This is a genomic window from Actinocorallia libanotica (assembly GCF_039525175.1).
Lineage (GTDB): Bacteria > Actinomycetota > Actinomycetes > Streptosporangiales > Streptosporangiaceae > Actinocorallia > Actinocorallia libanotica.
The window spans coordinates 24,037-49,542 of sequence record NZ_BAAAHH010000005.1; the positions used below are offsets into that span (position 1 = coordinate 24,037).

The 25,506-nt window shown below is 74.4% G+C and carries 23 protein-coding genes; 9 read left to right on the top strand and 14 right to left on the bottom strand.

The features are described 5' to 3' along the window. Positions 1-7: 7 nt before the first annotated feature. From ABD140_RS08560 to ABD140_RS08590, 7 genes are all read right to left on the bottom strand, one after another. Entirely contained in the window at positions 8-727 is a 720-nt protein-coding gene (locus ABD140_RS08560; protein WP_344238604.1) for an aquaporin, read from the bottom strand. Positions 728-930: 203 nt separating this feature from the next. Then, the gene (locus ABD140_RS08565) at positions 931-2,565 is read right to left on the bottom strand and encodes a DNA repair helicase XPB (protein WP_344238605.1); all 1,635 of its coding nucleotides are present in this window, start codon (positions 2,563-2,565) and stop codon (positions 931-933) included. Between the two features lie 85 nt (positions 2,566-2,650). Beyond that, complete coding sequence (locus ABD140_RS08570) at positions 2,651-3,034, bottom strand: hypothetical protein (RefSeq protein ID WP_344238607.1); 384 nt, start codon at positions 3,032-3,034, stop codon at positions 2,651-2,653. Between the two features lie 51 nt (positions 3,035-3,085). Next, the gene (locus tag ABD140_RS08575) at positions 3,086-5,371 is read right to left on the bottom strand and encodes a helicase-associated domain-containing protein (RefSeq protein ID WP_344238609.1); all 2,286 of its coding nucleotides are present in this window, start codon (positions 5,369-5,371) and stop codon (positions 3,086-3,088) included. A 7-nt stretch (positions 5,372-5,378) separates the two neighbouring features. Continuing rightward, positions 5,379-5,981, bottom strand: coding sequence for a TetR/AcrR family transcriptional regulator (locus ABD140_RS08580; RefSeq protein WP_344238611.1), 603 nt, complete (start codon positions 5,979-5,981; stop codon positions 5,379-5,381). A 33-nt stretch (positions 5,982-6,014) separates the two neighbouring features. After that, on the bottom strand, positions 6,015-6,410 hold the full coding sequence (locus ABD140_RS08585) for a cold-shock protein (RefSeq protein ID WP_344238613.1): 396 nt from the start codon (positions 6,408-6,410) through the stop codon (positions 6,015-6,017). 75 nt (positions 6,411-6,485) lie between these two features. After that, positions 6,486-7,142, bottom strand: a complete 657-nt coding sequence (locus ABD140_RS08590) for an HAD family hydrolase (RefSeq protein WP_344238615.1) — start codon at positions 7,140-7,142, stop codon at positions 6,486-6,488. Positions 7,143-7,326: 184 nt separating this feature from the next. Here ABD140_RS08590 and ABD140_RS08595 point away from each other — a divergent pair, with 184 nt between their 5' ends. Both ABD140_RS08595 and ABD140_RS08600 read left to right on the top strand, forming a co-directional pair. Then, positions 7,327-8,190, top strand: a complete 864-nt coding sequence (locus ABD140_RS08595; RefSeq protein ID WP_344238617.1) for a DUF3027 domain-containing protein — start codon at positions 7,327-7,329, stop codon at positions 8,188-8,190. Positions 8,191-8,192: 2 nt separating this feature from the next. Continuing rightward, a complete protein-coding gene (locus ABD140_RS08600) occupies positions 8,193-11,255 on the top strand; it encodes a sacsin N-terminal ATP-binding-like domain-containing protein (RefSeq protein WP_344238619.1) in 3,063 nt (1,020 codons plus the stop codon). Here ABD140_RS08600 and ABD140_RS08605 read toward each other — a convergent pair. Continuing rightward, complete coding sequence (locus tag ABD140_RS08605) at positions 11,248-11,511, bottom strand: DUF2530 domain-containing protein (protein WP_344238621.1); 264 nt, start codon at positions 11,509-11,511, stop codon at positions 11,248-11,250. The genes ABD140_RS08600 and ABD140_RS08605 overlap by 8 nt on opposite strands. Before the next feature lie 155 nt (positions 11,512-11,666). Here ABD140_RS08605 and ABD140_RS08610 point away from each other — a divergent pair, with 155 nt between their 5' ends. The 4 genes from ABD140_RS08610 to ABD140_RS08625 all read left to right on the top strand — a co-directional run bounded on the left by ABD140_RS08610 (position 11,667) and on the right by ABD140_RS08625 (position 15,822). Continuing rightward, positions 11,667-12,101 carry a MarR family winged helix-turn-helix transcriptional regulator gene (locus ABD140_RS08610; RefSeq protein ID WP_344238623.1) on the top strand — a complete coding sequence of 145 codons (435 nt, stop codon included), beginning with the start codon at positions 11,667-11,669 and terminating at the stop codon, positions 12,099-12,101. An 8-nt stretch (positions 12,102-12,109) separates the two neighbouring features. Next, on the top strand, positions 12,110-13,318 hold the full coding sequence (locus ABD140_RS08615) for an MFS transporter (RefSeq protein ID WP_344238625.1): 1,209 nt from the start codon (positions 12,110-12,112) through the stop codon (positions 13,316-13,318). Positions 13,319-13,395: 77 nt separating this feature from the next. Continuing rightward, positions 13,396-13,968 carry a TerD family protein gene (locus ABD140_RS08620; protein WP_344238627.1) on the top strand — a complete coding sequence of 191 codons (573 nt, stop codon included), beginning with the start codon at positions 13,396-13,398 and terminating at the stop codon, positions 13,966-13,968. A 3-nt stretch (positions 13,969-13,971) separates the two neighbouring features. Further along, complete coding sequence (locus tag ABD140_RS08625) at positions 13,972-15,822, top strand: TerD family protein (protein ID WP_344238629.1); 1,851 nt, start codon at positions 13,972-13,974, stop codon at positions 15,820-15,822. Positions 15,823-15,871: 49 nt separating this feature from the next. Here ABD140_RS08625 and ABD140_RS08630 read toward each other — a convergent pair whose 3' ends face one another. Next, positions 15,872-16,426 carry a GlcG/HbpS family heme-binding protein gene (locus ABD140_RS08630; RefSeq protein WP_344238631.1) on the bottom strand — a complete coding sequence of 185 codons (555 nt, stop codon included), beginning with the start codon at positions 16,424-16,426 and terminating at the stop codon, positions 15,872-15,874. A 285-nt stretch (positions 16,427-16,711) separates the two neighbouring features. On the opposite strand from ABD140_RS08630, the gene ABD140_RS08635 reads away from it, so the two are divergent. Genes ABD140_RS08635 through thpR form a run of 3 tightly spaced genes read left to right on the top strand, consistent with a single transcriptional unit; the run spans position 16,712 to position 19,235 of the window. Beyond that, complete coding sequence (locus tag ABD140_RS08635; protein WP_344238633.1) at positions 16,712-17,995, top strand: sensor histidine kinase; 1,284 nt, start codon at positions 16,712-16,714, stop codon at positions 17,993-17,995. After that, positions 17,992-18,651 (top strand): response regulator, encoded by a 660-nt coding sequence (locus ABD140_RS08640; RefSeq protein ID WP_344238635.1) that lies wholly within the window; start codon positions 17,992-17,994, stop codon positions 18,649-18,651. The genes ABD140_RS08635 and ABD140_RS08640 overlap by 4 nt, the downstream gene beginning before the upstream one ends. Before the next feature lie 26 nt (positions 18,652-18,677). Then, the gene (gene thpR / locus ABD140_RS08645; protein WP_344238637.1) at positions 18,678-19,235 is read left to right on the top strand and encodes an RNA 2',3'-cyclic phosphodiesterase; all 558 of its coding nucleotides are present in this window, start codon (positions 18,678-18,680) and stop codon (positions 19,233-19,235) included. Here the strand turns inward: thpR and ABD140_RS08650 are convergent. The 5 genes from ABD140_RS08650 to pdxH all read right to left on the bottom strand — a co-directional run bounded on the left by ABD140_RS08650 (position 19,232) and on the right by pdxH (position 25,259). Continuing rightward, positions 19,232-21,067 (bottom strand): hypothetical protein, encoded by a 1,836-nt coding sequence (locus ABD140_RS08650; RefSeq protein ID WP_344238639.1) that lies wholly within the window; start codon positions 21,065-21,067, stop codon positions 19,232-19,234. The genes thpR and ABD140_RS08650 overlap by 4 nt on opposite strands. A 24-nt stretch (positions 21,068-21,091) precedes the next feature. Next, positions 21,092-22,051 carry a hypothetical protein gene (locus tag ABD140_RS08655; RefSeq protein ID WP_344238641.1) on the bottom strand — a complete coding sequence of 320 codons (960 nt, stop codon included), beginning with the start codon at positions 22,049-22,051 and terminating at the stop codon, positions 21,092-21,094. A 138-nt stretch (positions 22,052-22,189) separates the two neighbouring features. Further along, on the bottom strand, positions 22,190-23,308 hold the full coding sequence (gene serC, locus ABD140_RS08660) for a phosphoserine transaminase (RefSeq protein ID WP_344238643.1): 1,119 nt from the start codon (positions 23,306-23,308) through the stop codon (positions 22,190-22,192). 11 nt (positions 23,309-23,319) lie between these two features. Next, entirely contained in the window at positions 23,320-24,591 is a 1,272-nt protein-coding gene (locus ABD140_RS08665) for an MFS transporter (RefSeq protein WP_344238645.1), read from the bottom strand. Further along, entirely contained in the window at positions 24,588-25,259 is a 672-nt protein-coding gene (pdxH, locus tag ABD140_RS08670) for a pyridoxamine 5'-phosphate oxidase (RefSeq protein ID WP_425544085.1), read from the bottom strand. Before pdxH ends, ABD140_RS08665 begins: the two co-directional genes overlap by 4 nt. Positions 25,260-25,506: the final 247 nt, after the last annotated feature.

A 25,506-nucleotide genomic window follows, 5' to 3' on the forward strand; every position in this document is an offset into this window, starting at 1 on the left:
GGGTCGTTCACCCGTCGGTTCGCGGGGCGCCGATCCGGCGCTTTTCGACCTCCGTGTCCTCCGGGGCGTCCCGCAGGGCCTGGGCGACGAGGGCCGCGAGGACGCCGCCGACGAGCGGGGCCAGGATGAACATCCAGAGCTGGCTGATCGCCTTGGCGCCCGCGAAGAGGGCGGGGCCGATGGAGCGGGCCGGGTTCACCGAGGTCCCGTCCAGGGGGATGCCGACGAGGTGGACGACGGTCAGGGCGAAGCCGATGGCCAGTCCGGCCGCGGTGGCGGCGGCCTTGCGGCGGACCACCAGCAGCACCACGAAGACGAACACGAAGGTCAGCACGACCTCGAGGATGAAGGTGCCGGCCCCGTTGATGCCCTCGCCCGGGCCGTAGGCGTTCGCGCCGTCGACGGTGGTCTTGACCTCGCCGACCGAGGCCACCAGCTTGATCACGGCCGCGCCGGCGATGCCGCCGAGGACCTGGGCGACGATGTAGCAGATCGCGTCGGTGCTCGAGATCTGGCGCATGATCCAGGCTCCGGCGGTGACCGCCGGGTTGACGTGGCAGCCGGAGACCGGCCCGATGGCGTAGACCAGGCCCAGGAGGACCAGACCGAAGGCGAACGCCACCCCGACCGCGCCGATCTCGGGCAGCCCGAGCACCGCGCTGCCCACGGCGATGAACACCAGGACTGCCGTGCCCAGGAATTCGGCGACATAACGATCCGCGCGCACAGCCGGTCCCCCGATCAGCCTCCAAAAAGACACTCCACTAAAACACCCTGGTCACAGGGGTGTCCCCAGCGGCTGATCCACTTTCGGCAAAGTCTCGGCGGCGCCGACGGCGGCCCGGGCGCCGTACCGCCGGGCGGGTGTCGCCCCTCCGGCCCCGGGGCTCCCATGGGCGCCGTCGGACGCGGTCGGGCGCCGTCGCCGGGTCAGACGTCGTCGGCGTCGACGATGCGGTAGGCGTAGCCCTGCTCGGCCAGGAAGCGCTGGCGGTGGGCGGCGAAGTCCTGGTCGAGGGTGTCGCGGGCGACGACGCTGTAGAAGCGGGCGCTGCCGCCGTCGGCCTTGGGGCGCAGGACGCGGCCCAGGCGCTGGGCCTCCTCCTGGCGGGAGCCGAAGGAGCCCGACACCTGGATGGCGACGGACGCCTCGGGCAGGTCGATGGAGAAGTTGGCGACCTTGGAGACGACCAGGCAGCGGATCTCGCCGCTGCGGAAGCCGTCGAAGAGGCGCTCCCGCTCCTTGATCTTGGTCTCGCCCTTGATCACCGGGGCGCCGAGGCGCTCGCCCAGCTCGTCGAGCTGGTCGATGTACTGGCCGATGACGAGGGTCTGCTCGCCCTGGTGGCGCTCCACGAGCCGCTGCACGACCTGCGTCTTGGTCTCGGTCGTGGCGCAGAAGCGGTAGCGCTCCTCCGGTTCGGCAGTGGCGTAGGCCAGCCGCTCGGAGTCGGTCAGGGTGACGCGGACCTCGACGCAGTCGGCGGGGGCGATCCAGCCCTGGTTCTCCATCTCCTTCCAGGGCGCGTCGTAGCGCTTGGGGCCGATGAGGGAGAAGACGTCGCCCTCCCGGCCGTCCTCGCGCACCAGGGTGGCCGTCAGGCCCAGGCGGCGGCGGGCCTGGAGGTCGGCGGTCATCCGGAAGATCGGCGCGGGCAGCAGGTGCACCTCGTCGTACAGGACCAGGCCCCAGTCGCGGGCGTCGAACAGCTCCAGGTGGGTGTAGACGCCCTTCCGGCGGGCCGTCATCACCTGGTAGGTGGCGATGGTGACCGGGCGGATCTCCTTCTTGGTGCCCGAGTACTCGCCGATCTCGTCCTCGGTGAGGCTGGTGCGGCGCAGCAGCTCCTGCTTCCACTGGTGCACGCTGACGGTGTTGGTGACCAGGATCAGGGTGGTCGCCCGCGCCTGCGCCATGGCCGCGGCGCCCACGGTGGTCTTCCCGGCCCCGCAGGGCAGCACCACGACCCCGGAGCCGCCCGCCCAGAACGACTCGGCGGCCTCCTTCTGGTAGGGCCGCAGCGACCAGCCGGTCTCCACGAGGTCGATCGGGTGGGCCTCGCCGTCCACGTACCCGGCGAGGTCCTCGGCGGGCCAGCCGAGCTTGAGCAGGGCCTGCTTGAGCGTGCCGCGCTCGGAGGGGTGCACGACCACGGTGTCGTCGGTGACGCGGTCCCCGAGCAGCGGCTTGATCTTCTTGGCGCGCAGCACCTCCTCCAGCACGGCGCGGTCACTGGAGACCAGGACCAGCCCGTAGCCGGGGTGCTTCTCCAGCCGCAGCCGCCCGTACCGGCCCATGGTGTCGGCGACGTCCACCAGCAGGGCGTGCGGCACCGGGTAGCGCGAGTACTCGATCAGCGCGTCGACGACCTGCTCGGCGTCGTGCCCCGCCGCCCGCGCGTTCCACAGCGCCAGCGGCGTCACCCGGTAGGTGTGCACGTGCTCGGGCGCGCGCTCCAGCTCGCAGAAGGGCGCGATGGCACGACGGCACTCACCCGCGCGCTCGTGGTCGACTTCCAGCAGCAGCGTCTTGTCCGACTGCACGATCAACGGACCATCGTTCATAGGCATCGAGTGTGCAACATCGCGGGGTGCGGTGGTGTTCCTGCGCGCCGGTGTGACCGAGACCGCTCCGACAAGGAGATCGCGGTCAGATGCGGATGCCGTCGTCGCCCGTGGTGGAGGTCTCGTCGAGGGAGCCGGAGAGGCCCAGGCCGAAGAAGACCACCAGCAGCACGACGCCCACCAGGACGGCGATGCCGAAGATCACCCAGCTCCAGTTGGTGAGGTTCTTCGCCGAGACCGGGTCGGTGTGGACGCGGTTCATCGCGACCGCGGCGGTGATGACGCCCGGGACGGCCAGCAGCCCGCAGCAGGTGATGGTGAGCAGGATGTTGGCGATGAGCGCGGCCAGGGCGGGGCCGTTGCTCGCGGGCGGGGGCGGCATGTACTGGCCGTAGGGCCCGTACTGGTTGGGGTGCCCGGGGATGCCGTAGCCGGGGCCGAGGTGGGGGTCGTGGGGGGAGTAACTCACGAGAAGACCTTTTCGTCCATGCCGGTGGGACTGTGCGGAGCAACGAACGGTTCAGATTTTGCGGAGGCCGGTGATCCGGTGCAGGGCGAAGCGCTGGACGGAGGCCCTGGTCTGGTCGTACGCCGTCAGGTAGCCGCCGTCCACCCGCACCGGTTCGATGATCCGGCTGGAGGCCTGCCCCTGCTGGTCCAGGTAGCCGATCCACAGCCGGGTGCCCAGCGCGGCGCGCAGCTCCTCGATCAGGGAGGCCGACGGGGTGCGCGGCGGCTCGCCCTCCGGGGCGCCGACCGCGGCCGCCTCCTCGCCCGCGCGCAGCGCCCGGATCGCCGCCTCGGCGACCCGCTCGTCGACGACGTGCTCGTGCTCCACCGGCGGGCGGGCCGGCGGTTCGGCGCGCCGGGCGTCGGTACGGGTGATCACCAGGCCTCCCTCGGGGGACTCGGGGACGGGGGAGAAGCCGACGGAGCGCAGCGACTCCAGGAGGTCCTGCCGGGACAGCCGGGAGGCCAGCACCGTGGGCGCCAGCCGGTACAGGCGCAGGGTGGCGGCGCGGCGGTCGGCGAGGATCTCGTCCAGGGCCGCCGGGTCGTCGCAGCGCACGTACGACAGGGCGGTGCCGACCCGGAGCCTGCCGTGCCTGCGGCCGACGTCCTCGACCAGGTAGGACAGGGGCTGGGGCACGGGGGTGCTGCTGTGCCGGGCCAGCAGGTCCAGCAGGTCCGAGACGGTGCGCCCGGCGTCCAGGGCGCGGCGCACCGACTCGGCGCCGAAGCGGTAGACGGTCGCCCCGCCCGTGGACTCCACGTCGGCGGCCAGCGCCAGCTCCCGCGCCAGGTCGGGCACGAGCGGGCCGGGCGCGACCGCCGTCAGGTCGGCCTGGAGCACCACCCGGTCGACGGGCTCGGGCAGCAGCGCGCCGAGCGCTTCGGCCACGTCCCCTCCGGCCAGGAGCACCCCGGTGTAGGAGGCGCGGGCGCCGAAGCCGGTGAGGCCCAGGAAGGCGGCCTCGTGCATCGTCCAGGAGGCGAGGCGGTCGTGCAGGCCGCCGGTGCGCCGGGGGTGGTGCCAGGCCAGCGCCCGCAGGACCGACTCCTCGTCGGGCGCGACGCCCTCGGGGAGCACCTCCAGCGTCTCGCGCCTGACCCGCGGCGCGGCGGGCCGGATGTTCTCGTCGGCCAGCGCGTTGATCGTCCGGTCCCGGGCGTCGCGCTCGCCGACCAGGCCGGACACCCGGTCGGTCTCCAGCCAGGCGCCCGCCAGGTCCGTCCAGCGGGCCGCGGCGTCGCGCAGCAGCCACAGGTCGTAGGAGCGGGTGGGCAGCCACACCGAGGAGCCGCCGTCGCGGTCCAGCAGGCCCGCGGCGTGGGCGACCTCCACGACCAGCGCGGTGTCGCGCTCGGTCAGGTCGAGCCGCGCCGCCGCGGCCTTGAGCTCCCGGACGCCCAGCCCGCCGCCGCGCAGCACCGGGGGCGGGTGCACTCCCCAGTGCTCCAGCAGCTCCTCGGTCAGGCGCAGCAGGGTGAAGGCCTGCCCGGAGGCGATCTGGTCGGTCAGCCGCTGGGCGCGCCTGGTCCCGGACGGCACGGGCGCGCCCAGCACGTCCTCCCGGAAGAGCGCGCCGCCGCGCAGGTGCAGGCCCACCTCGCGGGGCAGGGTCACCGTCCGGTCGTCGGCGGCGACCAGCAGGCCGCGGGCGAGCAGCCGCTCGACGGGGCTGCGCGCCTCGGCCAGGACCACCCGCCGCCGCGCGTTCTCGACACGGCCCGTGGGCGGGCCCCAGGTCAGATGTTCCAGCGCCGCCCGAGCCTCGGGGCCGGCGTCGTCGATGAGCGGTCCGGGATCGGCCAGCCGCTCGGCGAGGGACTCGGCGAGCCCGGGGGCGCTGGCGAAGGCGGTGGAGACGTCCAGGTTCCGGGCCAGGTCCCGCAGCCGCTCCAGGGGCAGGGCGGCCAGCGCCTCGCGGGCGGGCGGCCCGAGCCCTGCGGGGTGGGTGAGCGCGGCCCGGACCCCGGGGGCCGGGCGCAGCGTGCGGGAGGGTCCCGGCCACAGCAGTCCCAGGTCGCGCAGCCGCGCCGCGACCTCGGCGGCGCGCGCGCCCAGCGCCTTCTTCAGTGCGGTGAGGCTGGCCGACGGCAGGACGACGACCGCCTCCAGGACGGCCAGCGACGCGCGGTCCAGCCCGTCCAGCGCCCGGCTCACGGCGGAGGGCGCGGCGGCGCGGGCGGCCAGCGCGCCGAGGTCGGCGGGGACGGGAGTGATCAGTTCGGGCCGTGCGGAGACCAGGGCGCGCAGCTGGTCGTCGGTGCGCCCGCGGAGCCAGTCCCCGTAGCTGTCCAACGGCCCGTCAGTTCTGGTTGAGCAGGCCCATGGCCAGGCGTGCCCAGGCGGCGGCGAAACGCCTCTCGTCGGTCTTGACGGGTGTCTCGTACAGGGACTCGTTGGCCAGCCAGTAGTTGACCACCGAACCGCCGAGGATCGCCGCGATCGCCTCCCAGTCCTCGTCCCTGCCCTGGAACTCGGGCTGGGTGGACAGCCAGGACGCGATGCCCTCGTACAGCGGGTTGACCACGCCGTCCCGCAGGTCGGCCACCAGGTGGGGGAACTGGTCGAGGTCGCGGAAGAGCACCCGGATGAGGTCCTGCTCCTCGCGCATCTTGGAGATGCCCGCGTGGCAGGTCATCCGCAGCCGCAGGTCCAGCGGCTTGGACTTGAACTGCTCGGACTCCGCCAGGGTCGCGTCGACCTGGTGGCGGGTGCGCTCGATGCGCTCGCGCACCGCCGCCGCGAGCACTTCCTGCTTGGACGGGAAGTGCCGGTAGAGGCCGCCCGCCCCGGGGGAGAGCCCGGCGGCGGCCTCGATCTCGGCGACGGACGTCGCCGCGTAACCGCGGTCGGCGAACAACCGCAGCGCCTCGGCCACGATCCGCTCGCGCGTCGTTCTGCTCATTGGTGTGATCCTCCCCCAGAAGCCTAGGGCAGGTCAGGCGTCGATGTCGTCGGCGACGGCGCGCAGGACCGTGGCGATCTTGCGGGCCTCGGCGCCGGAGGGGTGCTTGCCGCGGCGGTAGGTCTCCGAGACGTGGTCGAGGAGCTTGATGAGGTCCTCGGTGATGAGGACCATGTCGTCGGGGCGTTTGCGCTTGGCCTTGGCGATGGTCTTCTCGACCGAGGGAGGGGTGTCGATGATCTTCACGGACAGGGCCTGCTGGCCGCGGCGGCCCTCGACCACGCCGAACTCCACGCGCTGGCCCTGCTTCAGGGCCTTCGTCCCGCCGGGCAGGGCGGAGGAATGCACGAAGACCTCACCCCCGTCGTCGCGGGTGAGGAAACCGAAACCTTTGTCGGTGTCGTACCACTTGACCTTGCCACTGGGCACGGCGGACCTCTGTCTGGCTGCGTTTTCTTATGATCCGTACAAGGCTAATGCCTTACGGCAAAACGGCGATACTCCTTATCGCCTCTCGCCGGGCGGCATACCGTCCTCTTCCCGTCGCGGCGGGGGTTGACGCGTGCGGTCGAAGCCGTCGAGCCAGTGCGGGAACGCGGTGAGGTCGGCCAGGACGTGGTCGGCGCCGTAGCCGAGGAGGTCGGCCGCGGTGAAGCCGCCGGTGGCCACGGCGAGGCTGAAGGCGCCCGCCGCCCGCGCCGCGTCGATGTCGCCGGTGTGGTCGCCGACGTAGGTGTGGGCGCCGTGTTCGCGCAGCGCGGCGCCCTTGGCGGCCGACCACAGGCCGCCCACGAGCAGGTCGGCCTCCAGGTTCAGGAAGGCCAGGGTGGCGCGGGCGTGGGGTTCGTTCTTGGCGGTGACGACCATGACGCGCTCGCCCGCGGCGCGGACGGCGGCGACCGCCTCGGCGGCGCCGCTCATGAGCACGGTGGCGGGAATGGCCAGTTCCGGATAGAGCGCCCTGAAACGTCGGATCATCTCCGGGATGTGTGCCTCGGGGAACCAGTTCGCCAGTTCCATCTCCAGGGGCGGGCCCAGCCGCCCGACGACGAGGGGGACGTCGATGAAGGCGCCCGTCTCGGCGGCGAGGGCGGCGTACACCGCGCCGATGCCCCGGCGGGTGTCCGCGAGGGTCAGGTCCAGATCGAATCCCACCATCATGACCGTCATTTTAAGGACCGGGCCGAAAACACCGAACCCCTTTAAGATCGAGCCGGAACATCTGTTTCATGACGCCCGTAACAGGGATCCCGGGCTGTGCGGGGACCGGGGGAGGCAGGTTTCCCCGGGCGCGCGGGCGGGGAGGGGTGCACGGCCATCCCCCGGCATGGGCGACAATCTGTATGTGACGTCACTCCGTTCCGCCCCAGTCCGCCGAGGCCGTTCCGTCGCGGATCCGGCCTGCGTCGAAGCCGTCGACCTGGCACTGGAGGCCGCACGCGAGACGGCGAGGCCCTCCGAGGTGGGCGAGCACCTGGGATACGCCGTCGAAGGCGACCGGGTCGTCACCCACTTCTTCGCCTGCACGGACTTCGGGTACCGCGGCTGGCGCTGGGCCGTCACGGTGGCCCGCGCCGCCCGGGCCAAGGTCGTCACCGTCTCCGAAACCTCCCTCCTGCCGGGGGACGAGGCGGTCCTGCCGCCGGCCTGGGTGCCGTGGCTGGACCGGCTGCGCCCCGGCGACCTGGGCCCCGGCGACCTGCTGCCCACCGCGCCCGACGACGAGCGGCTCGCGCCCGGCTTCGCCCAGCCCGAGGAGGAGCTCGACGAGCAGGCGGTGTGGGAGCCCGGCCTGGGCCGCGCCCGGGTGCTGTCGGCCGAGGGCCGCGACCAGGCGGCCGAACGCTGGTACGAGGGCGCCGCGGGACCGCAGGCGCCGATCGCGGTGGCGGCCCCCGCCCAGTGCAGCACCTGCGGCTTCTACCTCCCGCTGGCCGGCGGCCTGCGCCGGCTCTTCGGGGTCTGCGCCAACGAGCACGCGCCCGACGACGGCCGCGCCGTCTCGGCCGACCACGGCTGCGGCGCCCACTCCGAGGCGGTCGTGGTGCCCTCGGCGGCCGAGGCCCCGCCGCTGATCCTGGACGAGACGGCGCTCGACCGGCTCTCCGACGAGCCCGCCGGGGAAGCCTCCGAGGAGCCCGCCGGCGAGTCCTCCGGGGAGCCGGCGGAGGCCGGGGAGCCCGGCGGGGAAGCGCCCGGCCGCGGCTGACCATGGACGATCCCTTCGGCACCGCCGGGCTGCGGGCCCGGGTCCTGGACGCCTGGACCGCCTCGCCCGCCCGGTTCCGGGAGGACGCCAACGCCGAGGAGGACTACGCCCTCGGCGCCTACCGCGACCGCGTCCTGATCGAGCTGGCGCAGAACGCCGCCGACGCCGCCCAGCGGGCCGGGGTGCCCGGCCACCTGCGGCTGGAGCTGCGCGACGGGACGCTGACGGCCGCCAACACCGGCGCGCCGCTCACCGCCGAGGGCGTGGCCTCGCTGTCCTCGCTGCGCGCCTCCACCAAGCGCGGCGCCGACGCCGCCGGCCGGTTCGGCGTGGGGTTCACCGCGGTCGTCTCGGTGAGCGACGCCCCGTCCGTCGCCTCCCTCACCGGAGCCGTCGCCTGGTCGGCGAAGCGCACCCGCGCCCTGGTCGAGGCGGTGCCCGGCCTGGCCGGGGAGGCGGCCGCCCGGCACGGCCACGTCCCGGTCCTGCGCCTGCCCTTCCCCGCCGAGGGCTCCGTGCCGGAGGGCTTCGCCACGCAGGTCGTCCTCCCGCTGCGCGACGCCGCCGCCGAACGCTCGCTACGGGCCCGGCTGGCCGAGCTGGGAGCGCCCCTGCTGCTGGCGCTGCCCGCCCTGGCCACTTTGACGATCATCACGGACGGCGGCACCCGCCTGCTGCGCGCCGCCCGCCCCGAGCCGGGCGCCGTCACCGTCACCGAGACCCGGGACGACGCCCCCGAGGGCGAGGTTTCCCGCTGGCGGACGGTGGAGGCGCACGGCCGGATCCCCGACGAGCTGCTGGCCGACCGCCCCGCCGAGGAGCGCGACCGCCCGTTCTGGTCGGTGCGCTGGGCGGTGCGCGCCGAGCCGCGCGGCCCGCTGGACGCCCTGCCGGCCGGCGGCGAGGTGCTGTACGCCCCCACCCCGACCGACGAGCCGCTGGACCTCCCCGCCCTGCTGATCGCCAGTGTGCCGCTCGCCTCCGACCGCCGCCGGGTGGAGCCGGGCCCCCTCACCGACTTCCTGGTGGCCCGCGCCGCCGACGCCTACCTCGACCTCCTCGCCGGCACGGCGGGCCCCGCCCTGCTCGACCTCGTGCCGGGCCCCGTCCCCGCGGGCGCCCTGGACGGCGCCCTGCGCCGCATCGTGCTCCGGCGACTCCCCGAGACCCCGCTCCTGCCCTTGGCCGAGGACGTCGAAGACGTCGAAAGCACCGGGGGGTCCAGAGGCGCCGGGGCCGCCGACGCCGCAGGAGGCTTCGGGAACGCCGGGAGCATCGGGAACGCCGGGATCGCTGATGCCGCGCATGGTGTCGAGGCCGCCGGAGACGTCGAGAGCGCGGGCGGTGCCGGGATCCGGGTGCGGGGCCGGGACGCGGTGGTCGTGGACGGGCCCGCTTCGCTGGTGGCGGTGCTGGGCGGGGTGGTGCCGGGGCTGCTGCCCGCGGGCTGGCCCGCCGGGCACCGGGCGCTGCGGGCGCTGGGCGTGCGGCGGATGGGCCCCGCGGACGTGGTGGACGCGCTCGCCGGGCTGGATCGCGAGCCGGGCTGGTGGCGGGGGGTCTACGACGCGCTGGCCGGGGTGGACCCGGGGGAGCTGGGCGCGCTGCCGGTGCCGCTGGCCGACGGGCGGCTGGTGCGCGGCCCGCGCGGGGTGCTGCTGGCCCGGGACCTGCCCGCGCCGGAGCGGCTGCGGCCGCTGGGCCTGCGGGTCGCCGACCCGGCCGCCGACCATCCGCTGCTGGTGCGGCTCGGCGCGGTGGAGGCCGGTCCGCGCCAGGTGCTCGCCGATCCGGCGGTGCGGGCGGCGGTCGAGGGCTCCCTGGACCTGGAGGACCCGCAGGAGCGCGCGGAGCTGGCGGACGCCGTGCTGACGCTGACCGGCGCGCTGTCGGGACCGGCCGACTCCTGGCTGGCCGAGCTGGCGCTGCCCGGCGCGGACGGCGAGCCGTACCCGGCGGGCGAGCTGATGTTCGAGGACGCCCCCCTGCGCCGGGTGATGGGCGAGGACTCGCCCTTCGGGATCGCCGACCCCGAGCTGGTCGGGCGGTACGGGGCCGAAGCGCTGGAGAACGCCGGCGTGCTGCGGGGCTTCGCCCTGCTGCGCGCCGAGGACGTGGACCTGAACGACCCCGACGCCCCGGACGAGCTGAGCCTGGACGGCCTGGAGGAGTGGGACGTCCCGTCGGCGCACCTGCCGGAGCTGACGGCGGTCCGGGACCTGGAGCTGGTCGAGGACTGGGAGGCGGCGCTGCGGCTGCTGGCCCTCCCGCCGTGGCGCGAGGCGGTCGTGGCGCCGCTGGCGCTGCCGGACGGCACCCGCGTGCCCTCGTACACCTCCTGGTGGCTGGCCCGCCACCGGGTCCTCGGCGGGCCGCGCCGCGCCCGCGGCGCCGACCCGCTCCTGGAGGGCCTCTACGACCCGGCGCCGGAGTTCCTCGACCCGGAGTTCGCCCTCGCGCTGGGGGTGCGGCGCTCGCTGGAGGACGTCCCGCCGGACGAGCTGCTGGAGCTCCTGGCCGACCCGGCGAGGCCGGTGCGGCGCGACCAGCTCCGCGCGCTGTGGACGTGGTTGTCGCACGCCGCCGAACTCGACCCGCCGGACGAGGTGCGCGCGGTGACCGGGACCGCGATCGAGGTGGTCCCGGCCGAGGACGCCATCGTGGTGGACGTCCCGTACGCGCTGCCGCTGCTGGCCGACCAGCCGCTGGTGCTGCTGCCGCACGACCGCGCCGGGATCCTGGCCGAGCTGCTGGAGCTGCCGCGGGCCTCGGAGGAGGTGCCGGACGGCCCGGACGCGCCGGGCGAGGAGCGCGAGGTGCCGCGGATCGTCCGCGAGCTGTTCCCCGAGGCGCCCGAGGCGTACCGGCACCACGACAGGCTGGTCGTGCAGGACCGGGAGGTGTCCTGGTGGTACGACGGCGGCCCGCACGCCTCCGGCCCCGCGGGTCTGGCGCGGGCGATCGCCTGGGAGCTGGGCCGGTGGGGCGACCGCCAGGCGCTGCAGGCGCTGCTGGCCGATCCGGATGACGCCGCCCTGCTGCTGGCCGAGGCCGATCTCAGCTGACCGGGGGCGCCCCGGAGCCCGCCACCGCCTCGTCGTCGGCGCGTTTGCGCTGCAGGCGCGGGATGTACAGGCAGGCGAAGACGCCGATGGCCGCGCCGGTCGCGCACACCCACAGCCACCAGCGCTGGTCGGCGGGCAGCCCGACGACCAGCAGCACCACCAGCGCGACGAGCCAGATGGCGGTGCCCCCGGCCGCGATGAGCACGTCGTTGGTCTTCAGTGGTTCCGGTTGGGGCCGGCCGGGGTGTGTCGGCATGCCGCCACACTATCCGGCGCGGGTGGCGCGGTCCCGGGCGCGGGTCGGATGCCCCGCGCCCGCGGGAGGTACGGAAAGATCTTCGGCCGGCGGAGGAATGGACGAGCCCGGGAGGTTGTTAGCAAGGGTAATGACTCTTGCTAACGAAAACGATGATGGACGAGACCACGAAGGCGGCGGTCATGAGCCTGGCCGAGGAGCTGCGGATCTCGGTGGCACGGCTGTCGCGGAGGCTGCGGGCGCAGGCGGGAGACGACCTGTCGGTCACGCAGTTCTCGGCGCTGGCGGTACTGGAGCGGCACGGCGAGATGACGCCCGGCGAACTGGCCGGGCACGAGCGCGTCAGGCCGCCCTCCATGACGCGGACGGTCGCGGCGCTCGAAGCCGCGCACCTGGTCGCCCGCCGGCCCCACCCGACGGACCGGCGGCAGGTGGTGCTCGCGGTGACGGAGGCCGGAAGCACGCTGCTGAGCGAGCATCGCAGACGCAAGGAGGCGTGGCTGGCGCAGCGGGTGGCGGAGCTGACCGACGAGGAGAGGGCCGTGCTGGAGAGGGCGGTGCCGCTGCTGGAGAGGCTCAGCAGAAGCTGAACGGCGGCATGTTCCGCAGTTTGCGCAACCGCAACTACCGCCTCTTCATGTCCGGCCAGGTGATCTCCAACATCGGCACCTGGATGCAGCGCATCGCCCAGGACTGGCTGGTCCTGGAGCTCACCCACGGCAGCGGCGTCGCCCTGGGCATCACCACGGGCCTGCAGTTCCTGCCCATGCTGCTGTTCGGCCTGTGGGGCGGCGTCATCACCGACCGCTACCCGCGGCGGCGCCTGCTCATGCTCACCCAGATCGGCCTCGGGCTGCCCGCCCTGGTCCTGGGCGTGCTGGCGGTCGGCGGCAGCGCCGAGGTCTGGCACGTGTACCTGCTGGCGTTCGCGCTGGGCATGGTCACGGTCATCGACAACCCCGCCCGGCAGGCCTTCGCCGTGGAGATGGTCGGCAAGGAGGACCTGCCGAACGCGATCGCGCTCAACAGCGCCACCTTCAACGGCGCCCGCGTGGTCGGGCCCGCCGTCGCCGGCGTGCTGATCGCGCTGATCGGCACCGGGCCGGTGTTCCTGATCAACGCCGCCTCGTTCGGCGCGGTGATCCTCGGCCTGGGCATGATGCGCGAGAACGAGCTGCGGACGCCGCCGCCGGTGCCCCGCGCCAAGGGCCAGCTGCGGGAGGGGCTGCGTTACGTGCGCGGACGGCCGGAGCTGGTCACCGTGCTGGTGACCATCGCGCTGGTGGCGGGCTTCTCGATGAACTTCCAGGTCACGACCTCGCTGATGGCCACCGAGGTCTTCGGCCGCGGCGCCTCGGAGTTCGGCCTGGCCAGCACCCTGATGGCGGTCGGCTCGGTGAGCGGCGCCCTGCTGGCGGCCCGCCGCGCCATGCCCACCCGGCGCCTGCTGTACGGCGCGGTGCTGGTCTTCGGCGTGCTGGAGGTGCTGGTGGGGCTGATGCCCACCTGGCCCGCCTTCCTGCTCATGCTGGTGCCGGCCGGGCTGGTGCTGATGACCTTCACCACCGCGGCCAACGCCACGGTCCAGCTGGGCGTCTCGGCGGAGATGCGGGGGCGGGTGATGGCCCTGTACATGCTGGTGTTCATGGGCACCAACCCGATCTGCGCGCCGCTCGTCGGCTGGGTGGCCGAGGCCTTCGGCGCCCGGAGCGCGATCGTGCTGGGCGGGGTGGTGGCGATCGCCACCGCGGCCGCCGTGATCGCCTATCCCCGGATACGCCGCGAAACCGTCGTGCCTTCGGCATAGGCTCATTACCAGATGACAACCTGCGGTCCTGCTGGAAAGCTGGAAAGCCGGACCGACAGAACGTGGAGGGGCACGTCGTGACTGTTTCGTTGCAGAAGGGGCAGCGCATCTCGCTGCAGAAGCCCGGCGGTGGCGGGCTCGCCGTGGTCCGGATGGGCCTGGGCTGGGACGCGGTGAAGAAGAAGAGCTTCTTCGGCTCCCGGGAGCAGGACATCGATCTCGACGCCTCGGTGGTGCTCTTCGCCGACCACCAGGTCGCCGACGTGGTCTACTTCGGGCAGCTGACCAGCCGCGACGGCTCGGTGCGCCACACCGGCGACAACCTCACCGGCGCGGGCGACGGCGACGACGAGTCGATCATCGTGGACCTGAGCCGGATCCCGGTCCACGTCACCTCCCTGGTCTTCACCGTCAGCTCCTTCCAGGGCCAGACGTTCAACGAGGTGCAGAACGCCTTCTGCCGCCTGGTGGACGAGTCCACCGGCCAGGAGCTGGCCCGCTACACCCTCACCGGCGGCGGCGCCCACACCGGCATGGTGATGTCCCGCCTCTACCGGCACGGCCAGGAGTGGAAGCTCGGCGCCATCGGCGAGCCCAGCCAGGGCCGCACCTTTCAGGACATGCTCCCGGCGATCGCCGCGCACGCCTGATCCGTGGCCGAGCTCATCCGGGGGGCCAACGCCCCGCTGGACGCCGTCCGGCTCACCGTCACCTGCTCCTGCGCCGCCCCGGTCGACCTCAGCGCCCTGCTGGTCGGCCGGGACCTCAAGGTGCGCTCGGACGCCGACCTGGTCTTCTACAATGCGCCGCGGGGCCCCGGCGTGCGCTGGTCGCCGGACGGCCTGGAGGTCGACCTCGCGGCCGTGCCCGCCGACGTCCACGCCGTCCTGGTCGCGCTCAGCCTCGCCGACCACGCGCCCCTGTCGACGGTCCCCCCGCCGACCGTGCGCGCCGGAGACCACGGCTTCACCATCGACCGGCTCACCGACGAGACCGCGCTGATCGCCCTGGAGCTGTACCGCCGCCAGGACGCCTGGAAGATCAGGGCGGTCGGCCAGGGCTACGCCGGAGGACTTGCGGCCCTGGTCACCGCGCACGGCGTCGAGGTCGAGGACGACCCGGCCCCGCCGCCCGCCGCCCCCCTCCCGCCTGCCGCGCCCCACGTCCGGCCCGAGGCGGAGCCGACCGTCCCGGTCTCCTCCCTGTACGACGCCCACGGCGCGCAGAGCGGCGGCCAGGGCACGCAGGGCGGTCAAGGTACTACGCACGGCACGCAAGGTGCGCACGGCGGTCAAGGCGCGCACGGTGCGCATGGCGCGTACGGCGGGCAAGACGCGCAGGGCGGTCAAGGCGCGCAGGGTGGGCAAGGATCGCGAGGGCCGCAGGGCGGGGCGACGGTGCCGCCGCCCGCCCCGCCTCCCGGCACCGTGCCGCCGTCCGTCCCGCCTTCGGACGCTCCGCCTTCGGGCGCCGCGCCTTCGGGTGCCGGGCCTTCGGCGCGGGGCGTGCCGTTCACCGAGCGGGCCTGGCTGGTCTGGGAGGACGCCAGCCGCTCGCTCGCCTCCTACCGCGCGTCGATGGACCACGCGCTGGCGATCAGGGACGAGGAGGTCGGCGGCCGCGCCGCGCCCGGCCGCTCCCAGCAGCTCATGCAGGCCGCGACCGAGCGGCTGACCACCGACATGGCCCAGCTCGCCGGGGAGCTGGCCGCCCACGAGGGGTCGGCCGGCGCCGAGCTGGCGCCCTTCGACGACCCCGCCTGGCTGACCTGGGAGCCGGGGGAGGAGCTCGGCGAGGGCCTCCTGCTGGGCCACCTGGGCGCCGACGAGGTCACCACCCTGCGCATCCCGCTCATCCTGCGCATGCCCTGGCAGCGCATGGTCTGGATCAACCGGGGGCTGACCCCGGGCGAGCCGGTGGCCTTCGCCTGGTCGCTGGTCACCCGGTTCTTCGCCGCGGTGCCGCCCGGCGTCTGCGGCCTGGACGTCGTGGACGTCACCGGCATGTCGGGGGCGGGCTGGATCCACGGCCTGCCGCCGGCCACCGTCAACCTGCTGTGCGGCGGCGGCGTCGCCACCGGCCGCGCGGCGGCCGAACGGCTCGGCAGGCTCGTCGACCTCGTCGACCTCCGGGCCGTCGGCGGCGACGACGCCGCGCTGTCACCGGGGTACCCGCCGGTGCGGCTGCTGGTGGTCTTCGACGCGGGCGCCGCCCTGGAGGAGCACGGCGACCGCCTGATGCGCCTGGTCGAGGACGGCCCGCGGCTGGGCGTCCCGGTGGTCTGCGTGGAGACCGAGACCCCCGCCGACGACTCGGTGCGGGCCCTGCGCCTCAAGCAGACCGGCCACACCCTCCCCTCCGGCGAGGGCGTGCTGACGGACGCCTGGGTCGGCGGCGACTGGGCCCTCACCCCCGAGGTCCTGTTCGACGGCGCGGGCACCCGCCCGCCCGCGCTCCTGTCCCACGTCCTGAACGCCCACTCCCGCATCATCGAACGCGCCTGACCCGGCGGCGGCACGCGGGTGTCACGCCGCCGGGCCGGGACGGACGGTGTCAGCGGCCGCGGGAGACCGCCGTGACGCCGGCCCGCGCGAACTTCTCGTCCAGGTCGCCGGAGGGGGCTCCGGCGACGCCGATGCCCGCGATGGGGGCGTTCCGGTGGGTGATCGGGGCGCCGCCCGCCAGGAACAGGGTGTTGGGGATGTCCTTCAGGTTCGGGGCGGACTTCAGGCGCTCGGCCAGCTGGGAGGTCGGCGCGTTCCAGGCGGCCGAGGTGTACGCCTTCCTGACCGCGGACTCATAGGACTGCGGCCCGGCGCCGTCGCCGCGCAGGGTGACGATCGTGTTGCCGTTGCGGTCCACCACCGCGACGGTCACCCGCTGGCCCTCCTTCTCGGCGGCGTCCAGCGCGGCCTGCGCGGCGTCCACCGCGGCGTCGACCGTGAGGTGGTCGGTGCTGGTCGTGGTCTCGGCCTTCGGCCCGGCCGGGGCGGCGGCCGCCGGCCCGGTGGCCAGCGCGCCGAACATTCCGGCGCCCGCGGCCGCGAGGGCGGCGGCGGAGATGGCGATCCTGGCGCGGGTGGCGGGCTTGTTCACCTGGTTCTGCATGGCGGCGGCTCCTCGGGGCTTGTCGTCGTGCGGTCTCGTCGCCCGGTCCGGGGAGGTCCGGGAACGCGGCGCTCTGTGCGCCGTGCCTCCAGCCTCGGCCCGCGAAGGGCGCCCGGCGGTCGGCGCATCGGGTGCTCCCGGCGGGCGGGACGGCTGACGGGGATGTCGTCCGATCGGTTGACCCCCCTTCCCGCGACCAGGGCGATAATGAAGTGTTCGACCAGCTCAGGAGGCTTTCGGGCGGGTGATCGCGGATGCGCCCGGCCGGCGGGGAGAGGAGCGGCCATGCCGCCGAGCGGCACGCCAGGGCCCGAGGGCCCCTCGGCCGCCGAGCGCGACGCCCGCCTGCTGGCGCTCGTCGTCCACGTGGCGTTCTTCCTGCTGCTGGGATCGGCCCTCATCCGCTACGCGCAGCGGCACGGCACCGATCCGCGCGCGCCGGCCGTCCTCGCCCTGGCGGGCCTACTCGCCCTGCTGTACGTCCTCGGCCCGCTCCTCGGCCGCCGCCCGGGTTCCGGCGCGGGTTCCGCGGCCGCGGTCCGCTTCCTCCAGGACGCCGACCTGCCGCCGCTCTCCAGCCTGCTCCGGCTGTGCGGGCTGGTCGCGGTGTGGACCGTGCTGGTCGGCCTGGCGCCCAGCTTCTCCTGGTGCGCGGTGCCGCTGTTCTACACCGCGCTGCGCGTCCTGCCGCCGCTCGGCGCCTACCTGCTGGTGGCGCTCCTCACCGGATTCGTGATCTTCGCGCAGCTGCGGCTGGCCGGCCGCTTCGACCTGGACCTGGTGGTCGGCCCGGCCGCCGTCGCGGGCCTGGCCACCGCCGTCTTCACGTACATGGACCGCCAGGCCGCCCGCCAGGCCGCCCTGATCCGCGACCTGATCGGCACCCGCCGGGAGCTGGCCGCCACCGAGCGCCGCGAGGGCACCCTCGCCGAACGCCAGCGGCTGGCCATGGAGATCCACGACACCCTCGCCCAGGGCCTGTCCAGCCAGCGGATGCTGCTTCAGGCCGCCGACCGGCTGTGGGACGCCGAACCGCGGCGCGCCCGGGAGCACGCCCGCACCGCGGCCTCGATCGCCGAGCGCAGCCTCGCCGAGGCCCGCCGCTTCGTCCACGACCTGGCGCCCGCGGACCTCGCCGAGGGCGGCGGCCTGGAGGCGGCGCTGCGCGCCCTGGCCTCCCGCGAGACGACCGCGGAGCGCACCGTGGAATGCCACGTCGACGGCCCGCCGGGCCCGCGCCCGCTGCCCGAGGACGTCCAGTCCGCGCTGCTGCGCATCGCCCAGGGCGCCCTCGCCAACGTACGGGAGCACTCCGGCGCCACCCGCGCCGCCCTCACGCTCACCCACCTCGGCGACCAGGTACGCCTGGACGTCGCCGACAACGGTCGGGGCTTCGACGCCGCGGCCCTGCCCGGGCGCGCCGAGGGGACCCGCGGCCACGGCCTACCCGCGATCCGCGCCCGGGTCCGCCGACTCGGCGGCACCCTCACCGTCGAGTCCGCGCCCGGCGACGGCGCCGTCGTCTCCGTCGCCGTCCCGCTCGCCCCCTCGGAGGTCCCCGCGCCATGACCGGCACCGAACGCCCGGAGGACGGGGCCGCCCCCGTGCGGATCGTGCTCTGCGACGACCACGCCGTGGTCCGCGCCGGGCTGCTCGCCCTGTTCGGCAGCGCCCCCGGCATCGAGGTCGCCGGCGAGGCGGGCGGCGGGGCGGAGGCGGTCGCGCTCGCCGCCAGGCTCCGGCCCGACGTCGTCCTGATGGACCTGCAGCTCGGCGGGGGGATGGACGGGGTCGAGGCGACCCGCCGGATCACCGCGGACTCCGGCGGGGCGGTGCACGTCCTGGTCCTCACCACCTACGACACCGACGCCGACATCACCCGCGCCATCGAGGAGGGCGCCACCGGCTACCTCCTCAAGGCCGAGCGCCCCGAGGAGCTGTTCGCCGCCGTCCGCGACGCCGCCGCGGGGCGCACCGCCCTGTCCGCCCCCGTCGCCCGCCGCGTCATGGCGCACCTGCGCAGCCCGCGCCCGGCCCTCACCGACCGCCAGCTCGACATCCTCGCCGAGCTGGCCCGCGGCCTGTCCAACCGCGAGATCGCCAGGGAGCTCTTCCTCAGCGAGGCGACGGTCAAGACGCACCTGGGCCGCATCTACGACAAGCTCGGCGTCGACACCCGTGCCGGTGCCGTCGCCGTCGCCAAGGAGCAGCGCCTCCTGCCCTGACCGGCGGAGGCGGGGAAGGACGGCACATGAGGCTCTTCGCGGCGCTCATCCCCGCCGAGGAGGCCCTGGACGAGCTGGCCGGGACGCTGGCCTCGGCCAGGGCGTCCTGGCCGGGCCTGCGCTGGCTGGACCGCGGGCTGTGGCATGTGACGCTGGCCTTCTACGGCGAGATCGACGAGACGGCCCGCCCGCGGCTGCTGGCCGGACTGGAGCGGGCGGCCCGCAACCCCGCCTTCGGCCTCTCCCTCGCCGGAGCCGGCGCCTTCCCGCAGGGCGCGCCCCGCTCCCGGGTGCTGTGGACGGGAGTCGAAGGCGAGGTCCAGACCCTGACGTCCCTGGCGGAGGCGGCCATCACGGCGGGCGAGGCGGCGGGCGCCCTCCAGGACCCCCACCGCGCCTACCATCCCCACCTGACCGTGGCCCGCTCCCGCGTCCCGCGCGACCTGCGCCCCCTCACCGGACACCTGTCCGACTTCGCGGGAACCCCCTGGACCGCCGGCGAGCTCCACCTCGTCCGCAGCCACCACGGCGGCCCTCGCTACGAGTCCCTCGTCCGCTGGCGGCTGGGCGGGCCGGAAGCCTAGATCTCCGGGGGCGGCGCGGAGCTCGCCCGGTCGGGCGGGCCCCAGGGGAGGCCGTACTTCTCGCAGGCGCGGCGGAGGTCGGACAGGTCGGGGGCGAACGTCACGCGGCGCAGGACCCGGCCGCCGGGGCTCCAGACGACCAGGCGGGGGACGCCCTCGCCGGAGTGGTCGATGCCGACCCCGCCGACGGTCTCCCGGCGCAGGCTCCAGTCGGTGCGGCCCAGGCGGGTCACCGAGGCGATGCCGTGGACGGACACCCGCAGCTGGGAGCGGTTGCGGTCGTGGAACCAGGCGCCGGCCAGGCCGGCCAGCAGGCCGCCCGGCACGGACCAGGCCATGATCGCGCCGAACCCGGCGAACAGCCAGGCCACGGTCATGGCCACCAGCAGGCAGACCGCCGCGGTCACCCCGTACCCCCACGCGCGGGAGCGGGGGGTGGCGTCCAGCAGGGCGCCGGGCCCCGCCTCCGGGGCGGGCAGCGGCGCCGGGTCCTCGGCGGCGAGGGTGGAGACCGCGCCGTGGAAGGCGGCGCTCAGGTACGCCTCGTACTCGGCGTCCGTCACCGGCAGGCCCGCGCTGCGCGCCTTCTCCCGCAGGTCGGTGCGGGCGATGCGCAGCGCCTTGAGGGGGGCGGTCAGGAACTCCTCGCCCTCGTTGTCGTACACCCGCAGCCAGGCGTGCCCGTCGACGGTCAGCAGCTCGATGACGCCGATGCGGTCGGCCGGCATCTTGAGCATGACGTCTCCGGCCATGTCGGCCCAGCCCAGCCCGTCCTCGCCGACGACCAGCCGGCCGCCCGGCACCTGGGAGAAGATCTCCGGCAGCCCCTCCAGCCCGTACTCCGAGGGCCGCGGCGAGGCGGGCGCCGTCGAGACGACCCGGTAGCCGTGCTCGTCGAGGGTGTGCGCGAGCTGGAACTCGTCGACGCCCCGGGCGTGCAGGTGGCGCAGCACCCGCAGCCGGTGGTCGAAGACCACCGCGGTCAGCGGCGCGTAGTCCGGTTCGCCGGTGACCGCGTCGAGCTCGGGGCCGGGACCCAGCAGGATCGCGCCGATCGAGGCGGCGGGCACCCCCTGCACCTCCTCGGCGGAGATGGTCCAGTGCACCGGGGCGCTGCGGCGCAGCCTGCGCCGCACCGCCAGCAGCACGACCGACCCGGCCAGCGCCCACAGGCCCGCGCCGAACCGCGCGGCCAGGGTGGGGGCGCCCTGCACGGCGGCGAGCACCACCATCAGCCAGGCCAGCACGACCGCGGCGCCGCCCAGCAGCGCCAGGCGCAGCCGCGCGGCGCGCCGGACGGGCGAGGCGAGCACGACCGGCTCGCCCTTGGTCTCGGCCGGTTCCACGACCGCGGCCATCAGCGACGCCTCGACGTCCAGGTAGTCCTGCTCCTCGTCCGGGTCGGGCGCGAAGTCCCCGTCGACGACCCGGATGACCAGGCCGAGCCGGCGCGCGGTCACGAAGAACGCGTGCGGCTCGAAGCCCATCTCCGGCAGCGTCCCCAGCTGGGTGGTGCCGAACTTGTGGTGCACGGTCAGCACCAGTTCGTCGGCGCTGATCGACAGCTCCTGGATGCGGCGGGGGGAGTAGCCCTGCAGGACGGCGCCGCGGCGGTCGAGGAGCTCCAGGCCGGAGGGCGACAGCCGCCAGGACGGCCCGGTCCGGGCGCCGGGGACGGCCAGGGGCAGCGCCGCGCAGCCGAGGACGAGGGCGGCCCACAACCAGGGCGGGTTCAGGGGGACAAGCGCAAGGGCGAGTGCGAGCAGGGCGAAGGGGGCGCCGCCCGGAGGGCGCCGGCCCTCAGCCCTCAGGCCGACGAGCTCGTGGTCCACAGGAGGAATAGTGACACGCTCCACTCACTTTCGTCTGCGGCTGTAGGCGATCGCCGCCACCACCGCTCCCACGACAACGAACAAACCAAGTCCCCGGTTAGTTCCGGAGCGTTCCGATTTGCTATCGGACTTCTCCGGGGCCGCCTCCGCGGCCTCTCCGGGCGGCGGGGAGGGCAGCGCCTCCTCGGGGAGGGGCACCCGCCAGACCTTGCGGTCGCTCCCCTCGGAGCTGACGAGCAGGGCGCGCCCGTCCGGGGTGTAGGTGACCGCCTCGCCCTGGTCCTGCGACGGCAGGGAGATCAGCTTGATCTGCTCGCCGGGGGAGCTGTAAAGGGTGGCGGAGAAGTAACCGCGGATCACGAAGGAGCTTCCGTCCGGCGCCCAGGCGCCGTCGGTGGCGAAGGAGTGGGCCGAGCCGACCGGCCGCAGGACGTTGGCGCGGTCGGTGCGGAGCTCGCGGGGCGCCCGGTAGAGCCGTCCGGCCCCGAACGCCTTGGAGGCGATGTAGAGCCGGTTGTCCCGCGGGTCGATGAGGATCGCCTCGGCGTCGCGGGCGCCGTCGGAGTAGGTGAAGCGGAAGGCGGTGGCCTTCAGGGTCCGCGAGCCGATCCGGGAGGGTTCGCGCACCCGGTAGACGGTCACGTAGGGCCAGGCGCCCTTGAGGTTGTCACCGATGTCGGCGATGTAGAGGGCGGACCTGCCGGCCTCGTCGCGGCCGAGGGCGATGCCCTCCCAGTCCCGGGCGGTGGCCCCGGAGATGGTGAAGACGGCCTTGGTGCGGCCGGTGGCGGAGTCGACCGCGAAGATCTGCGGCGCCCCGTCGGAGTCGTTGTGGGTGTAGACGATGCCCGGATGCCTCGTGGAGGCGGCCAGCCCGGAGGACTCGCTGATCGCGGGATCCTGGAGGGAGAAGGCCACCTGCGCGTCGCCGCCGCCCCCCAGGGGGAGGGCGGCGGCGAGCGTCAGCGAGATCGTTCGGCTCACTGCAGCAGTGTTCCCACGATCACGGCCACGACGAGCAGGACCAGGATCGCCGGCAGCAGCCAGTTGGTGGGGCGGTACACGTTCACGAGCCTATTGCGGGGTGCGGAATGCCCGCACCGGGGTGGACGGTGGGGAACCTCACCCGTTCAGGCGCTCGGCCACGTAGTCGACGCAGGCGGTGAGCGCCTCGACGTCGGCCGGGTCGACCGCCGGGAACATGCCGACGCGCAGCTGGTTGCGGCCCAGCTTGCGGTACGGCTCGGTGTCGACGATGCCGTTGGCGCGCAGCGTCTTGGCGATCGCGGCGGCGTCGACGCCCTCGGCGAAGTCGATCGTGCCGACCACCTGGGAGCGCTGCGCCGGGTCGGTGACGAACGGGCTGGCGATCGCCGACTTCTCGGCCCAGGAGTACAGCCGGGAGGACGACTCGGTGGTCCGCGCGGTCGTCCAGGCCAGGCCGCCGCCTGCGTTCATCCACTCGATCTGCTCGGCGAAGAGCAGCGCGGTGGCCACGGCCGGGGTGTTGTACGTCTGGTCCTTGGCGGAGTTGTCCACCACGGTCGGCAGGTTGAAGAACTCCGGGATGTAGCGGCCGGAGGAGGCGATCTCGTCGATGCGCGCGAGCGCCTTGGGCGAGACCAGCGCCACCCACAGGCCGCCGTCGGCGGCGAAGCACTTCTGCGGGGCGAAGTAGTACACGTCGGTCTCGGAGATGTCGACCGGCAGGCCGCCCGCGCCGGAGGTGGCGTCGACCATGAGCAGCGAGTCGTCCTCGACGACCCGCCGGATCGGCATCGCCACGCCGGTGGAGGTCTCGTTGTGGGTGAGCGCGTAGACGTCCACGCCCTCCTCGGCGACCGGCACCGGGTGGCTGCCCGGCTCGGCGGAGACCTTGGTGGGCTCGTCCAGCCACGGCGCGCCGGAGACGACCTTGGCGAACTTGGAGGAGAACTCGCCGAAGGTGGCGTGCTGGGACTTCTGGCGCACCAGCCCGAAGGCGGCGGCGTCCCAGAAGGCGGTGGTCCCGCCGTTGCTGATCAGGACCTCGTACCCGGACGGCAGCTGGAACAGCTCGCCCAGCCCGGACCGGATCCGGCCGAACAGCGACTTCACCGGCTTCTGCCGGTGCGAGGTGCCCATGTAGGTGCTGCCGGAGTCGTACAGCGCCTGCAGCTGCTCGGGACGCACCTTGGAAGGACCGCACCCGAAACGGCCGTCGGCTGGCTTGATCTCTGCGGGGATCACGATGTCGCTCACGGTAGGAAAGCTTAGGTGACCTGCTCGGGAGAACGCCCCTCCGGTCCGGAATCCGAGACGTTCGGGCGGTAGCGCATCAGGGCGGGGGAGGCCAGGCCCACGAGGGCGACCAGGACGGCGCAGGCCAGGCCGCCGAAGACCCAGGAGACGCCGGCGCCGAAGGCCACGGCCATGACGCCGGCGCGCAGGTCGCCCAGGCGGGGGCCGCCGGCGACGACGACGGTGAAGACGCCCTGGATGCGGCCGCGCAGCTCGTCGGGGGCGTAGGTCTGGAGGATGGTCTGGCGGAACACGGCCGAGACCAGGTCGGCCGCGCCGCCGACGGCCAGCAGGGCGATCGCGGCCCACAGGGAGTGCTGGAGGCCGGCCGCCGCCACGGCCAGGCCCCACACGACGATGGAGACGACCAGGGCCAGGCCCTGGCGCCGGACGCGGCCGATCCAGCCGGAGAACAGGCCGCCCAGCACCGCGCCGATGCCGATGGCGGCGAACAGCCAGCCGACGGCCTCGTCGCCGCCGAAGCGGGTGTCGGCCAGCTCGGGGAAGAGGGCGCGGGGCATGGCGACGCCCATCGCGATGATGTCGACGACGAACGACATGAGCAGGACCGGCTGGGTCCACAGGAAGCGCAGGCCCTCCAGGACCGAGCGCAGGCCGGGGGAGCCCTGCACCTCCTCGCCGGCGAGCGGGGGGATGGGCGGCAGCCGGAAGGCGGCCCAGAGCATGACGGTGAAGAGCACCATGTCCAGCCCGTAGGCCCAGGAGTAGTCCCAGCGGGCCAGCACCAGGCCGGCCAGCAGCGGCCCGCCGAGGGTCGCGGCCTGGCTGAAGGTGTAGCTGAGGGTGTTGGCGGCGGCGACCTCGTCCAGGGGGAACAGCCGGGGGATGATCGCGCCGCGGGTCGGCGAGGAGATCGCGAACCCGGTGGCCTGGAGCGCCACCACGAGCATGATCAGCCAGAGCAGCTCCAGGCCCAGCAGGGCCTGGGCGAACAGGCCGAGGGTGGCGACCCAGGTCAGCACCGAGGAGGCCAGCAGCAGCCTGCGCCGGTCCATGTGGTCGGCGACCGCGCCGCCCCACAGCCCGAAGACGACCAGCGGCACCAGGTTGACCATGCCGAGCACGCCGACCCAGAACGAGGAGCCGGTCATCTCGTACACCTGCACGGGCACGGCCACGGCGGTGACCTGGAAGCCGATGAAGGAGACGCCGTGACCGATCCACAGCCGCCGGTAGGCGGGGTTGCGCAGGGGGGCGGTGTCCAGGAGGAGGCGCCTGCTCACGGGGACAGCCGCTCCCGCAGCCAACCCCCCGCGGGGCCCTCCTCGCGGGTGTAGCGCAGCCGGTCGTGCAGCCGGTCGGGCCTGCCCTGCCAGAACTCCACCGCGTCGGGGACCACCAGGTAGCCGCCCCAGAAGTCGGGGACCGGCACGTCGCCCGGCTCGGGCCAGCGGTCGGCCAGCGCGGCGAAGCGCTCCTCCAGGACCCGCCTGCCGGGGATCACCGAGGACTGCCGCGACGCCCAGGCGCCGATCTGCGAGCCGTGGGGCCGGGTGCGGAAGTAGGCGGCGTCCTCCTCCGGGGACAGCCGCTCGGCGCGGCCGGTGACGATCACCTGGCGCTGCAGCGGGTGCCAGGGGAAGAGGAGGCTGGCCCAGGGGTTCTCGGCCAGGTCGGCGGCCTTGCGGGAGGTGTGGTTGGTGAAGAACCGGAAGCCGTCCCCGCCGAACCCCTTGAGGAGGACGGTGCGGTTCCGCGGCCTGCCCTGGGCCGAGGCGGTGGCCAGCACCATGGCGTTGGGGTCGGGCAGCCCGGCGTCCACGGCGTCGGCGAACCAGTCGGCGAACAGGGCGAAGGGCTCCAGGGGCGCGGTTTCCTCGGCGAGGGCTCCCCGTTCGTAGGAGATCCTCAGTCCTGCGGGGTCGGCGGGCAGACGTTGCACAGTGTCCAAGCCTCCCACCGGGCCGGGGAGGCGGAGACGTCCCCCTCTGGTTACTCGCCAGTAACTGGAGGGATTCCAGAAAACGCCTACCCTGGGGTGAGCGCGCCGGCCGCCCGGTGCGCCCGCGAGTCCGTGATGCCGACCCAGATCCGCCGCCCCTCCCGGGGGCGGCGGGACACCGGGTCGTGTAACAAAAATCACAAGAGCCGCCCCCCGGGGCGGCCTTTTGTAGTTGGGTGGAATAAACAGCGTCCGC